This is a genomic window from Chromatium okenii, from assembly GCF_016583745.1.
GTDB lineage: Bacteria > Pseudomonadota > Gammaproteobacteria > Chromatiales > Chromatiaceae > Chromatium > Chromatium okenii.
In genome coordinates this window covers 87,352-100,824 of sequence record NZ_NRRQ01000004.1, presented here as the reverse complement: position 1 = coordinate 100,824, position 13,473 = coordinate 87,352, and the positions used below count along the sequence as shown (strand labels likewise).

Genomic DNA, 13,473 nt, shown 5'->3' with positions numbered 1-13,473 from the left:
CGCACTTCAACTTCTAGCGTTAGCATGTAGCTGACAACTGCCAACTGATCACTCAAGCAAGAACTTCTGTTTTCAATTGTGTAACGCCTAACTAAATCATGGTTTATTGGCTACTGATGATATAAAAATGACCACGAAACCTCCGAGTAATACCAACAAACCTTCCGATCATATTCAAGCCCGGGCGCGTCAAGCACTGGAACGCGGTGAGTTTGGTTGGCTGGAACAAGAACTCACTGATGGCGAGTTGAATCTCGCTAAACTCAATGAGAATCTGCTCATTTATCAAACAGAGTTGGAATTACAAAATGCTGAGTTGCGGATCACGCAGGCGGCTGCCGAACGCACTGCGAATCGTTATACGGTGCTTTTTGAAGCTATCCCGCAGCCAATACTGGTTGTTGAACGCAGCGGTTTAATTTTAATGGCAAATGCCGCTGCCAATCGACTCTTTGGCTTGCAACAACATCATTTGCGCAAACACTATTTGCCGCGTTTGGTGACGCGAGAATCCGATGAAGAATTGGATGGCTTGTTGCAGCGGGCGTGGAATTTTTCTCAGCAGGCGGCCGTTGTGATTCATTTTCTCACGACCAATGGCGGTTACTTTGAAGGAGAAATGCAAGTTGCGCGGTTGCCCGCAGAAAATGATGGTGCTGATCATTTAATTTGCACCATTATTGATTTAACTGAACGCTTGCGCCAAGAACACGATTTGCGCAGTGCTTATGCGCGATTGCGGGATAGTGAAACGCGCTATCGCATGGTTGCTGATTATTCAACGGATTGGGATTATTGGCTCGCCCCGGATGGCAATTATTTATACGTTTCGCCAGCGTGTAAATGTGTGTGCGATTATGAGCCAGAGGCTTTTTTTGCTGACCCCAAGTTAATGGATCGTTTAATTCATCCAGACGATTTGGTGCAGTGGTTTACACACGATGAAGGGCGCGTCTGCGAAGAACAACAACCACGACCGGAACGCTTGCAATTGCGCGTGCAACGACCTGATGGTGAATTGCGCTGGATTGAACATCTGTGTCGTCCGGTATATGACCTTGATGGCACCTATCAAGGGCGGCGGGGGGTGAATCGTGATATTACCGAACGCAAACGCGCTGAATTGTTAATGGATGTCCAAAAAAAACGTTCCGAAACGTTATTAGAATTGCATCTTGCTGCTGATGAATTAACCGAAACAAATTTGATTCGCTATGGTTTAGAGCTTGCTGGATCGCTCACCAAAAGTGATCTCGGGTTTGTGCAATTAGTCAATGAACCGCAAAACATGACGCTGATGACGTGGTCGCCGGCAACGCGGGCTCGCGGCGGGCGCTTGCCGCCACTCGCGCTGCGGCAGTTGCTGATCACCGCTGACGTGTGTGAGCAGGCGCTCCAACAGCGCCAGCCGTTCATTTGCAATCCTTCTGAGCCAGTCAAGTTGGCGGATGCGGATTTGGCGCTGGAACGCTTTATCACGATTCCGGTGCTGGAAAGCGGGCGGGTGCAGATGTTGGCGGGGCTGGGCAACAAACCCACGCCCTACGATGAGATGGATGTGGAAACGCTCCAACTGATTGCCAACGGCATCTGGCGCATCGTGTGTCAGCGCCGGGCAGAACAGGCGTTACGCATGAATGAGCTGCGGTTTCGCCGCTTGTCGATGTTGATGTCCGACATCGCCTATTCCTGCGTCGAAGCCGACACGCGCCGTTTTCGTCTCGATTGGGTCAACGGAGCGGTGGAAGCGATCACCGGTCACAGCGCCGAGGCGATTGTGGCGATGGGCACTTGGCGCCGTTTGGTGGTGTTAGAAGATCGCGCCCTGTTTGATTTGCACTCCATGAGCGTGATGGGCGATGCCACCCCGGACGCGATTTCCACTTGCCAATTGCGGCTGCGGCGGCGCGACGGTGGCACGGCGTGGGTGGAAATTACCAATCAATGCGTCCCGGAAGAAAACGGACATTGGCGCATTTATGGCGGCGTCAAAGACATCGGCGAGCGCAAGCGCACCGAGCAGCAGCTCCAGCAATATGCGCGGCAGATGGAGCGTCAAAATCACGAGCTGGATCAAGCCTTGGTGCGGGCGGAGGCCTCCACGCAGGCAAAAAGTCAGTTTTTAGCCAACATGAGCCACGAAATTCGCACGCCGATGAATGGCGTGATTGGCATCATCGGCTTGTTGCTGGATACCGAATTGAGCAAGGAACAGCGGCGTTTAGCGGAGATCGTGCGCGATAGCGGCGAAAACTTGCTGGTGTTGATTAACGACATCCTTGATTTTTCCAAAATTGAAGCCGGCAAGCTGGAGCTGGAATTGCTCGACTTTGATCCGCGCCTCGCGTTGGAAGACATGCTGGAAATGCTGGCATTTAACGCGCAGAACAAAAATCTGGAGCTGACGTATCACATTGATCCCGAAGTGCCGCCGCAGTTGCGCGGTGATCCGCGTTATCTGCGCCAAATCATCGTCAACCTGATGGGCAACGCGATCAAATTCACCAGTCAGGGCGAGGTCGGCATTCGCGTCACGGTGATGCACATGAGCGCACAGCGGGTGGTGCTGCGATTTGAAATCCACGATTCCGGCATCGGCATTCCCGACGATCAGCGCGATAATTTATTTAAGGCGTTTAATCAGCTTGATAGCTCCACCACGCGCCGTTTTGGTGGCACCGGCTTGGGACTGGCGATTGCCAAGCAATTGGTGGAATTGATGCACGGGCGCATCGGCGTTGACAGCACGGTGGGGGTCGGCTCGCAATTTTGGTTCACCGCTGAGTTTGAATATCTGCCCGCGCCGCCCGCACTGGCGCAAGCCTTGGCAACGGCAACCACCGCGCTGCGCGGGATCAAAATTCTGCTGGTTGATGACCACGCCACCAATCGCTTGCTGTTGGCGTCGCTGTTGCGGTCGTGGGGCGGCATCACGCAAGAGGCGGCGAGCGCGGAAGAAGGCTTGCGCCTGTTGCGACAAGCGCAGCAGCAACAGATGGCGTTTGAGGTGGCAGTGCTTGACATCAAGCTGCCGACACAAGATGGCTTGCAGCTCGGCTATCTCATCAAGACCGATCCGCTGTTGCGTGACACCAAGTTGGTTTTATTGACATCGTTATTGCAGCGCAGCGACGACGCCCAACGCATGGCGCAAGCGGGTTTTGTGGCGCATCTCACCAAGCCGGTGCGCAAACAACGGCTGTATGACTGCCTGTTGCAGGTGTTGGGGCGCAAAGCGGCACCGGAGGCGGTGACGACGGCGCTGTTGCCAGCGATGGGCGCGGTGGCGGTGGAGGGATTTGCGCAGGCGCAGATTTTGTTGGTGGACGACAATCCCACCAATCAAATCGTGGCGCGGGGCATTCTGCAAAAGCTCGGTTATATCTGCATCGACACCGCCAATCACGGTCTGGAGGCCTTGGAACTGCTCGCGCAGCGCCGCTATGACTTGATGCTGCTGGATGGGCAGATGCCAGAAATTGATGGCTTTGAAGTCGCTCGGCGGCTGCGGCGCGGCGAAGTGGGCGCGTTGAATCAAGGGCTGCCGATTATTGCGATGACGGCATTGGCGATGGTCGGGGATCGGCAACGCTGTTTAGATGCGGGCATGGATGCGTATTTATCCAAACCGATTCAACCGCTGGAATTGGCGCGGACGGTTTCTGAACAATTGGCGGCGCATAATTTGCCCGCACAAGCGGCGTCTCAACCGTTTTTATTCAAAGAAGGGCTGACTGAAACTCCGGCGTTGGAACCAGAAGATGCACCAGAAATCGCGGACTTTTGCACGAAAAAAATCGCGGTGTTTGATGTCAACGATTTTCTCAGTCGCGTGATGGATGATCCCGATATTGCCCGCGAAGTCATCGCGCAGTTTTTAATTGATACGCCCACCCGCATTGCGGAATTGCGCACGGCGGTAGAAAGCGAATTGTGTGCGGAAATCAGTTCTAAAGCGCACGCGATTAAAGGATTGGCGGCGAACATTTCCGCGCTACAATTGGAAGCTGCGGCGAGTTATTTAGAACATTGTGGCAGCAAGAATACCGATCCTAGCGAATATCTGCGGGTTACAGTGTTAATTGAACAGTGTTATCAACAGTTAAATCGGCACTTGCAGCATTGGCTGACACATTAGTCCGTTATCACTGAATTATTCACCATGACTTCTTTCACTTCTCAGTCCCAACCCAACGCTCACGGTTGGGCATTGATCGTCGATGACTCTGCTTCAGATCGTCAATTGCTGACCGGTTTGCTGACGCAGATCGGTTTTAAGGTTTGCGAAGCGGCAAACGGTGCGGCTGCGTTGGCCAGCTTTGTCGCGCATCAGCCCGATATGGTGTTCATGGATATTTTGATGGACGGCATTGACGGCTGCGAAACCACGCGCCAGCTCAAACGATTAGCGGGAGCGACCTTTGTGCCGGTCATCATCGTGACCGCTTCCACCGATAAACAGGCGGCGCTGTTGAGCACGCAAGCGGGTGCCGATGATTTCCTCACCAAGCCGTTTAGTCCGCAGATTTTGCAGGCGCGGATCATGGCGCTGGAGCGGGTGCGCGATCTGCAACGGATCATCACGACGCGGCGCGAAACGTTGGCGACGCTGGTGGAGCGCGGGCGCGAGGAGCAGGCGCTGGCAGAGCGGGTGCTGAGTCGGGCGGTGACGAATCGCAATGTGGCGATGGATCGGCTGATTGTCGCGCAGCGCCCGGCGTCGGTATTCAACGGCGATTTGGTGCTGACGCAATATCTGCCTGATGGCGGGTTGCGGCTGCTGGTCGGCGATTTCACCGGACACGGTTTGGCGGCGGCGATTGGCGCGTTGCCGGTGGCGGATGTGTTTCATGCGACTGCCCGCAAAGGCGTGGACGATGCCCGCGTGGTGGCAGAAATCAATCACAAGCTGCATCAGATTTTGCCGGCGGATCGGTTTCTCGCCGCCTGTTTGGTGTCGATCAGCGGCAACGGTGAGGAGCTGCGATGGTGGAACGGCGGGATGCCGAGCATGTGGCTGCGGCGGCGGGACGGGCTGCATGAGCTGGCGTCACACGCGCTGCCGCTGGGCATCTTGCCGGAGCTGACGTCGCGGGAAGTGCCGCATCATTTGTCCATTGCCAGCGGTGATCGGTTGCTGATGATGAGCGATGGGCTGCCGGAGGCGCTTGATCCGCAGGGACGGATGTTTGCGGCGACGGGATGTCGGGAGGTGTTGCCGCAGTGGAAATTCGGGCAGCCGCTGGTGCCGAAGTTATTGGCGGCGCTTGACGCGCACTGCGCTGGTATTGAGCCGCTTGATGATATTGCGGTGGTAGAAATTCCGTTAGATGTCAATGTGTTGGCGATGCCACCGCTGCCGCCAGCGGCGCAGGTCGCGCAGCGTTGGCAATGGGCGCTGACGGTGCAAGATGGGCGGTTGGGACAATTGCCATCGTTGACGCAGGCGCTGCGGCCGTTGGGGTTGTTGGAACAGTTGGATATTCACATTGGCGTATTAGAGACGATCTGCACTGAGCTGTATTCCAATGCGCTGGAGCACGGCATCTTGGGTTTGGATTCCACGATGAAGGCGACGCAGGAAGGCTTTGAGGCGTATTACCGGCAGCGCGAACAGCAACTGCTGGCGGGTTGCAAGGGCTGGATTCGGGTGCAGTTGCATTATGAGACGGACGGAGTGGGGCATTGTGTGCGACTTGGCATCGCGCACAGCGGGCGCGGTTTTTGTGATGCGGCAGTGCTGGCGCTGCCGGATGATCCGCAGCGACCGTGGGGGCGCGGCATTGCGATGGTGCGTGAGTTGTGTGCCAACCTGACTTATCAAGATCAGGGCACGCGGGTGGAGGCGGTATATCAATGGTAACGCTCAATAAATTAGCAACTCGACCAGCCGGTTGGCGCGGCAAGGTGTTGGTGGCGGATGATGATGCGGTGAGCCGACAGGTGTTGGCGCAGATGTTACGGCGCGAGGGCTTTACGGCGGTGGAAGCGCAGGATGGAGCGCAGGCGCTGGCGCTGTTTATGGTGGAGCAACCGGCGTTTGATCTGGTGTTTATGGACGCGATCATGCCGCGCATGGATGGGTTTGAGGCGACGCGCCAGCTCAAAAATCTGCACGGCTTTGATTTTGTGCCGGTGATTTTTCAGTCGGCGTTGCAGGATGAGGCGGCGCTGGTACACGGGATCGCGGTGGGCGGCGATGATTTTTTAACCAAGCCGTATAACTTTGCGCTGCTGCGGGCGCGGTTGGTGGCGATGGAGCGGGTGCGCGATTTACAGCGCGACGCGGCGGCTGACACGCTGCCGCTGGCGCTGTTGCTGGAAAGTGAGCAACAAGAGCTGGAGTTGGCGGAGCGGATTTTTAGTCGGGCGATCAAGAACCGCAATGTGGCCACCGAGGTGCTGGGCATGTTGCTGCGTCCGGCGGCGACGTTCAGCGGCGATGTGATTTTGACGCAACATTTGCCGGACGGCGGGCTGCGGGTATTGCTGGGCGATTTCACTGGGCACGGTTTGGCGGCGGCGATTGCGGCGTTGCCGGTGGCGGATGCGTTTCATGCGATGACGCGCAAGGGCGTTGACGATCAAGAAATCGTGGCGGAACTCAATCGCAAGCTCTATCAATTGCTGCCGGTGGAGCGGTTTATGGCGGTGTGTTTGATTTCGGTGCCGGGCAATCGGCAAACGCTGCGGTGGTGGAATGGTGGATTGCCGAGCGCGTGGTTGTGTCAAGCCGATGGGCTGCATGAGCTGGAGTCTTATGCGTTGCCGCTGGGCATTGTGCCGGAGCTGCCGGACACGGCGACGCCGCGTCATGTGTCATTGCAGGCGAGTGATCGGTTGTTGATGTTTAGCGATGGGTTGCTGGAGGCGCAAAATTGCGCGGGAATTGCGTTTGAAGACGCGGGTTTCCATGAAGTGCTGGCGCGGTGGCAACACGGGAGCGCGGTGTTTGCCGACATGATTGAAGCCCTTGATGAGCATTGTTTACATACGGAACAGGCGGATGACATCGCGGTGGTGGAAGTGCCCCTCAACAGCGGGTTATTCACGGCAGCGTTGCGGGCGCATGAGCAGGCGGTGGTCAGCGGCGGATGGACGTGGGGCATTGAATTACATGATGAGCAGTTGGGCGATTTGCGCTCGGTGGAGGCGATGTTGCGCCCGTTGGGATTGCTGGATGGATTAGATGCGCATTTGGTCGCGTTAGAAACCATTGTTGCGGAGCTGTATTCCAATGCGCTGGAGCACGGGATTTTGCAATTGTCATCGACATTAAAATCCGCGCCGGATGGTTTTGAGCTGTATTACGGGCGGCGCAGTGATTCGCTCAATGCGGGCTGTAAAGGATGGATTCATTTAGAACTGTGTTATGCGCCACTAGAAACTGGCGGGCAAATCAGTATTCGGTTTCGTGATAGTGGTACGGGATTTAATGCGTCGGCGTGGCAAACGGCTGATCCGAATACGGTGCTGGCTGCGGCGCGACCGTGGGGACGCGGAATTGCATTGGTGCGGCAATTATGTGTGGCATTGAATTATCACGATGAGGGGCGAGTGGTGGAGGCGATTTATCAATGGTAATCACAGAATTGCAAGCACCAATTGTTCATTGAGTTGTTAGGTTTCAGTTGCCAGTTGTCAGTAAAAAACAGCGTTGTTACTGACAACTGACAAGTCAATTAAAACAAGCTCCGCAAGCCAGCAGCAAGATCAGGATATTGCAATACCACGCCCAATTCTTCGCGCAGTTTGCGATTCGATATGCGCCGTGATTCCGCGAGATACGACCGCATTCCGGCAGAGACCTGCGCACTCGCTTCCGCTAATGGCAACAGGGGCGGCGCGGGTAATCCGGCAGCCGCTGCGACTGCTAAAAAATACTCGGTCATCGTGCTCGGCGCGTCGTCGCAAGCGTTATAAACCGCGCCATCAACCCCGCGCTCCCGCGCTGCGTCACACACCGTCACCAAATCCTCAACGTGAATGCGATTGCTGTAGGGCGCTTCTGCCGGGCGCACCAGCGGCAATCCTTGTCGCAGCCGCGCCAGCGGCAACCGCCCCGGTCCATAAATTCCCGCCACCCGCACAATCACCACCTCGCCGCCGCTGCGCTCGCGCCAGTGCTGCAACGTTTGTTCGGCATCCCAGCGCCGCTGCGACCGCTCCGCCTGCGGCTGCACCGGCTGGGTTTCATCAATCCACGCGCCTCGGCAATCGCCATACACGCCAGTCGTGCTGATATAAACAATGCGGCGCGGGTTGCCGCTGTGGGCGAATAACCCCACCAAGTGCCGCGTGTGCAGATCAAGCACGCCCTGCTCCGGTGGCGGCGCAAAGTGGAATAAATCAACGCCCGCGGTGACCAAGCCAGCGGGCGCGGCATCTGGCGTCATCAGGTCATAAACCACGCTGGGAACGCCGACTGCCGCCAGTCGTGCCGCGCTGGTGATGCTGCGCACCAGTCCGCGCACCGCCTCGCCCCGCGCCAGCAGTCGCTGCGCCAGCCGTGTGCCCACTTCGCCACAGCCCACAATGATGGTTTCAGTCATCGTTTTGTTCTCAATTCAGGTCGCCCAGTGCGACACTATCAACAGCAGTTCAATAGAATTGCAAGACCAAATGCGCGTCGCGCTGTCCGGCGGGCAATAATTCATCTCTTTGAAAATAAACGTTTTTCACATGACGCATGACAATTTTAATCGGCGTTTGATGATCGCTGGAGTGCTGTGGTGGACGCTGGCAACGTTATCGCTGGCGTGGAATATCCACCAAGCCAAAGTTCATCGGCAGGAGCTGGCGGTGCAGACGGCGCGTTCTTTGTTTGAACAAATCCGCATCATGCGCCGCTGGAGTGCGCGACACGGCGGCGTTTATGTTCCAGTCACCGCCGACACTCAGCCCAATCCGTATTTGCGCGTGCCCAACCGCGATCTGCACATTTCCGACACGTTGACTCTGACGCTCATCAATCCGGCGTTTATGACGCGGCAATTGTCGGAAATTGCCCAAGAACGGCGCGGAATTCAATTTCATATCACCAGCTTGCTGCCGTTACGCCCTGACAATCGACCGACTGATTGGGAAGAGGCGGCGTTGCGCCAATTCAAGCGGGGGGTGTCCGAACAAGGCGAATTCATCACCACTGCTGGTCAGCAAATCTATCGCTACATGGCACCGCTGCTGACGGAAAAGGCGTGTTTGCGTTGCCACGCCGAGCAGGGTTATCACGAGGGCGATATTCGCGGCGGCATCAGCGTCACACTGCCGCAGGTGCCGGATTATCCGCTGGTGGCGCTCGTCGTCAGCCATCTCGCCATCGCGCTGGCGGGGACGCTGTTAATTGTCGTCATGGGACAGATGTTGGCGACGTCTTACCGCGAGTTACGCCAGCAAGCCGAAATTGATCCGCTGACTGCCATTCCCAACCGGCGTTTTTTCAATGAGCATCTGCGCTCTGCCTTGCGCCGCCGCCAGCCGCTGGCGCTGATTTTGTGCGACATCGACCACTTCAAAGCCTACAACGATCAGTTTGGACATCCAGCCGGCGATCAGTGTTTGCGGTTAGTGGCGCAAACGTTACACAACAATTTGCAGCGGCGCGGTGATTTTTGCGCACGTTACGGCGGCGAAGAATTCGTACTGGTGTTGCCCAACACGCGCTTGGAAGGAGCGCGGGCGCTGGCAGAAAAGCTGCGACTGGCGGTGCTGGCGCTGCGGCTGGATCATCCCAAATCGGTATCCAACTTGGTGTCGATGAGTTTTGGCATCACCAGCATGGACAGCGCGGATGCGACCACCGACGCTCTGATTCAACATGCCGACTTGGCGCTGTACCGTGCCAAGGATTTAGGACGTAACCGCGTCGAGGTATGGTGCGACTGAATGCGCCAGCAGATTGATAACTGCCAACTTTTTTGGAAAACGAAATGATTTCACCCACTCTCGCCCTTGCCTGCGATCTCATCAGTCGCCCGTCGGTCACGCCGGACGATCACGGCTGCCAAACCGTCATTGCCGAGCGATTAGCTGCCAGCGGTTTTCAGATTGAACGGCTGCCGTATGGCGACGTGACCAATTTATGGGCACGGCGCGGCACGACCGCACCGCTGCTGTGTTTCGCCGGTCATACCGATGTCGTGCCGACCGGGCCGCTGGAACAGTGGAGTTCACCGCCATTTACACCCACCGTCCGCGACGGCGTGCTTTACGGGCGCGGTGCTGCGGACATGAAAGGCTCGGTCGCAGCGATGGTGACGGCAGCGGAAACCTTCGTGACCGCACATCCCGATCATCGCGGCTCGCTGGCATTTTTATTGACCAGCGATGAAGAAGGTCCGTCGGTCAACGGCACGGTCAAGGTGATGGAATGGTTGACGCAGCGCGGTGAAACAATTGATTACGCGCTGGTGGGTGAGCCATCGAGTCGGGAGCGGCTGGGCGATACGATCAAAAATGGTCGGCGCGGCAGCGTGACGGGAGTGGTGAAAATTTATGGAAAACAAGGGCATGTTGCGTATCCACAGTTGGCGCTCAATCCATTTCATGCCAGCGTGACTGCGTTGGCGGCGTTGTGCGCGGAGGTGTGGGATCACGGCAACGCTCACTTTCCGCCGACCAGTTTCCAGCTCGCCAATCTGCACATGGGCACCGGTGCGGATAACGTCATCCCCGGCGAATTGACGGCGCAATTCAATCTGCGCTTTTCCACCGCCATCACGCCGGAGCAGATTCAAGCACGGGTGGTCGCCATCCTCGATGCTGCCGGGCTGCGTTATGACCTGAGTTGGCGGCTGTCGGGGCAGCCATTTGTGACGCCAGTTGGGGCGTTGGTGGAGGCAACACGAGCAGCGATTCACAGCGTGACTGGCGTGGCGGCTGAACTGTCCACCAGCGGCGGCACTTCGGATGGACGTTTTATTGCGCCGACCGGAGCGCAGGTGGTGGAACTCGGCCCGCTCAATGCAACGATTCATCAAATCGACGAGTGCGTCGCGGTGGCGGAACTCGAGCAGCTCACGCAGATTTATTGCGAAGTGCTGGAGCGGTTGTTAATTGAATAGCGGGAGTGATGCGATTGAAAAAAGAAGTTGTCAGTTAAAAAAACAGCGTTGTCACCGACAACTTCTTAATTCAGCGAGATGAGGGCGAGTCAGGCAAGATGATATTGAGTTCGAGCACTTCGTGTGATTCGCCTTGCTCATAATTCACCGTGACCGAATTCATATCCACATCAATATATTTGCGGATCACCGCCAAAATTTCCGTTTGCAGTTGCGGTAAATACGACGGACATCCCCGCGCCGCAGCGCGGTCATGGGCAACCAGAATTTGCAGCCGCTCTTTCGCAACGGTTGCCGACCCCGGTGGCTGGGTCGCACGAAAATAATCCAACAGTCCCATGTTCACCCCCCAAACAAACGGCTAAGAAAACCCTTCTTTTCCGCATGAAGGAAACGGTGCGGCACCTCGTCGCCCAAATAACGCGCCACCATGTCGCTATACGCCTGCCCCGCGTCGCTTTCTCGATCCAAAATCACCGGCGTTCCCGAATTCGACGCCGTGAGCACCGCTTTGGATTCGGGGATGATGCCCAGCAATTTGAGCGCGAGAATCTCCTGCACATCATCGACGCTCAACATCTCACCGTTTTGCACCCGCCCAGCGTCGTAGCGCGTCAACAGCAAAAACTCCCGAATCGGCTCCTCACTCAACTCCGCCCGCCGCGACCGACTCGATAAAATTCCCAACATCCGGTCGGAATCGCGCACCGAGGAGACTTCAGGATTCGTGACCACAACGGCGTCATCCGCAAAATACATCGCCATCGTCGCCCCGTGCTCAATGCCGGCTGGCGAATCGCAAATCACAAAGTCATAACTCGCCGCCAGCTCCTCCAGCACCCGCGCCACGCCTTCCTTCGTCAACGCATCCTTATCGCGGGTTTGCGACGCCGGCAACACATACAACAGATCGCAGCGTTTATCGCGGATTAACGCCTGCCCTAAATTCGCTTCGTTATTGATCACATTGATAAAATCGTAAACGACGCGCCGCTCGCAACCCATAATCAAATCCAGATTACGCAGCCCCACGTCAAAGTCGATCACCACCGTGCGTTTGCCTTTTTGCGCTAACCCCATCGCCAGCGAGGCAGCCGTGGTGGTTTTACCCACCCCACCCTTGCCCGAGGTAATCACGATAATTCTTGCCAAGGTAGCCCCCAAACAATTGTTAAAGCGCGGACGACCGCGTTGAAAAATAAAGAAAAATAGCTTACAGCCGCTCAATCCGCAGAATTTTTTGCTCAAGATAAATTTGTACCGGCAAGCCCTGCATCTCCGCCGGAATGTTCTCATTGACGCGATAATGACCCGCAATCGACACCAATTCTGCGCGGAGTTCTTGACAAAAAATCCGCGCATTCAAATTACCGTTCATCCCCGCCAACGCCCGCCCGCGCAACGCTCCATAAATATGGATATTGCCGTCGGCCATCAGTTCCGCGCCGGAGCTGACTGCCGCAATGATCGACAAATCACCACCAGCGGCATACACCCGCTGCCCAGAGCGCACCGGACGACTGACCACCAGCGAACCCAGCGGCGGTTTACGCGCTGGTGCCGGGGAGCGCGGGCCCGTTCTCGCCGGAGGCAATCGCAACTCCTCGCTGTCAGTCTCGACTTCCGTCGCGCTGGTTTTACTCGCCCGCAGATAAGAATCCCGCAACAGCGCCAGCCCCAACGCTTCCGCAGCCTCGTTGTGCGCCGGAGTGCCGCCGCGCACTCCAAACGGAATCATCCCGTAACCGCGCAGCAGCCCAATTAACAACGGTAAATTATTGACTGCCGCAGTGCCGGGGGAGGCATGACTTAAATCAATCACCAGCGGCATGTTGTGAAAAAAATCTGGCGCTTGCTCAATTTTGGCGCTCAAGTGCGCGGTGAGCGCCTCAAGGTCGTTTTCAAACACCCGCATGATCGGAAGCGTGAACCCCGAGGCTTTTAGCTCAAATCCTTTCGCAATCGACGCTGGCGCGACCTCAATCGCTGAACTGCTCATTGCCTAACTCTCCACAAGTCCTTGCCAACTCGAATGGTCATGGCGTTCACGCGCCAGCACCGCTAACCCGGCGGCCAATTCAGTGCTCGCCCGCCAAGCACATGCAGATGCAGGTGAAAAAACGTTTGACCGGCGTCCGCGTTGCAATTGATCACCGTGCGATAACCGCTCGCGGCGATGCCTTCCTGCGCTGCGACCTGCGCTGCCACCAGTAACAACTTGCCCAACAGCGCCGCATGTTCCGGCAGCGCCGCGTTGAGCGTTGGCAACGGCTGGCGCGGGATCACCAAAAAATGCACCGGCGCTTGCGGGCTGATGTCCCGAAATGCGACCACTTCTGCGTCCGCGTATAAAATATCAGCCGGAATTTCACCGGCGGCAATTTTGCTAAACAACGTGTCTGACATGCGC

10 protein-coding genes are annotated in these 13,473 nt (G+C 56.7%); 5 read left to right on the top strand and 5 right to left on the bottom strand.

Going from position 1 to position 13,473, the window contains the following annotated elements; translation table 11 throughout:
• Nucleotides 1-127: 127 nt before the first annotated feature.
• From CKO12_RS02575 to CKO12_RS02565, 3 genes are read left to right on the top strand one after another with little or no spacing between them, the layout of a single operon-like run.
• Complete coding sequence (locus tag CKO12_RS02575; protein ID WP_200153163.1) at nt 128-4,138, top strand: response regulator; 4,011 nt, start codon at nt 128-130, stop codon at nt 4,136-4,138.
• Nucleotides 4,139-4,162: 24 nt separating this feature from the next.
• Nucleotides 4,163-5,863: a SpoIIE family protein phosphatase gene (locus CKO12_RS02570; protein ID WP_200153162.1), complete on the top strand. Its 1,701-nt coding sequence runs from the start codon at nt 4,163-4,165 to the stop codon at nt 5,861-5,863.
• Nucleotides 5,857-7,584, top strand: coding sequence for an ATP-binding SpoIIE family protein phosphatase (locus CKO12_RS02565; RefSeq protein WP_200153161.1), 1,728 nt, complete (start codon nt 5,857-5,859; stop codon nt 7,582-7,584). The genes CKO12_RS02570 and CKO12_RS02565 overlap by 7 nt, the downstream gene beginning before the upstream one ends.
• Nucleotides 7,585-7,682: 98 nt before the next feature.
• Here the strand turns inward: CKO12_RS02565 and CKO12_RS02560 are convergent, their stop codons facing one another.
• Nucleotides 7,683-8,552, bottom strand: coding sequence for an SDR family oxidoreductase (locus tag CKO12_RS02560; protein WP_200153160.1), 870 nt, complete (start codon nt 8,550-8,552; stop codon nt 7,683-7,685).
• A gap of 130 nt (nt 8,553-8,682) precedes the next feature.
• Between CKO12_RS02560 and CKO12_RS02555 the strand changes: the two genes are divergently transcribed.
• Together CKO12_RS02555 and dapE are read left to right on the top strand one after the other, a co-directional pair.
• Nucleotides 8,683-9,885, top strand: coding sequence for a diguanylate cyclase domain-containing protein (locus CKO12_RS02555; RefSeq protein ID WP_200153159.1), 1,203 nt, complete (start codon nt 8,683-8,685; stop codon nt 9,883-9,885).
• A 47-nt stretch (nt 9,886-9,932) separates the two neighbouring features.
• Complete coding sequence (dapE, locus tag CKO12_RS02550) at nt 9,933-11,063, top strand: succinyl-diaminopimelate desuccinylase (RefSeq protein ID WP_200153202.1); 1,131 nt, start codon at nt 9,933-9,935, stop codon at nt 11,061-11,063.
• A gap of 70 nt (nt 11,064-11,133) precedes the next feature.
• On the opposite strand, the gene minE is transcribed toward dapE, so the two are convergent.
• From minE to CKO12_RS02530, 4 genes are all read right to left on the bottom strand, one after another.
• Complete coding sequence (minE, locus tag CKO12_RS02545) at nt 11,134-11,403, bottom strand: cell division topological specificity factor MinE (protein WP_200153158.1); 270 nt, start codon at nt 11,401-11,403, stop codon at nt 11,134-11,136.
• 2 nt (nt 11,404-11,405) lie between these two features.
• On the bottom strand, nt 11,406-12,215 hold the full coding sequence (minD, locus tag CKO12_RS02540; RefSeq protein ID WP_200153157.1) for a septum site-determining protein MinD: 810 nt from the start codon (nt 12,213-12,215) through the stop codon (nt 11,406-11,408).
• A 61-nt stretch (nt 12,216-12,276) separates the two neighbouring features.
• The gene (gene minC / locus CKO12_RS02535) at nt 12,277-13,062 is read right to left on the bottom strand and encodes a septum site-determining protein MinC (RefSeq protein ID WP_200153156.1); all 786 of its coding nucleotides are present in this window, start codon (nt 13,060-13,062) and stop codon (nt 12,277-12,279) included.
• A 62-nt stretch (nt 13,063-13,124) separates the two neighbouring features.
• Nucleotides 13,125-13,469 (bottom strand): histidine triad nucleotide-binding protein, encoded by a 345-nt coding sequence (locus CKO12_RS02530; protein ID WP_200153155.1) that lies wholly within the window; start codon nt 13,467-13,469, stop codon nt 13,125-13,127.
• Nucleotides 13,470-13,473: the final 4 nt, after the last annotated feature.

What these genes read in the sequence shown, in the direction of transcription:
- CKO12_RS02555 (WP_200153159.1), top strand. Translation starts at nt 8,683, where the DNA reads ATGACGCATGACAATTTTAATCGGCGTTTGATGATCGCTGGAGTGCTG.
- CKO12_RS02575 (WP_200153163.1), top strand. Translation starts at nt 128, where the DNA reads ATGACCACGAAACCTCCGAGTAATACCAACAAACCTTCCGATCATATT.
- CKO12_RS02570 (WP_200153162.1), top strand. Translation starts at nt 4,163, where the DNA reads ATGACTTCTTTCACTTCTCAGTCCCAACCCAACGCTCACGGTTGGGCA.
- CKO12_RS02530 (WP_200153155.1), bottom strand. Translation starts at nt 13,469, where the DNA reads ATGTCAGACACGTTGTTTAGCAAAATTGCCGCCGGTGAAATTCCGGCT.
- CKO12_RS02560 (WP_200153160.1), bottom strand. Translation starts at nt 8,552, where the DNA reads ATGACTGAAACCATCATTGTGGGCTGTGGCGAAGTGGGCACACGGCTG.
- CKO12_RS02565 (WP_200153161.1), top strand. Translation starts at nt 5,857, where the DNA reads ATGGTAACGCTCAATAAATTAGCAACTCGACCAGCCGGTTGGCGCGGC.
- minC (WP_200153156.1), bottom strand. Translation starts at nt 13,062, where the DNA reads ATGAGCAGTTCAGCGATTGAGGTCGCGCCAGCGTCGATTGCGAAAGGA.
- minE (WP_200153158.1), bottom strand. Translation starts at nt 11,403, where the DNA reads ATGGGACTGTTGGATTATTTTCGTGCGACCCAGCCACCGGGGTCGGCA.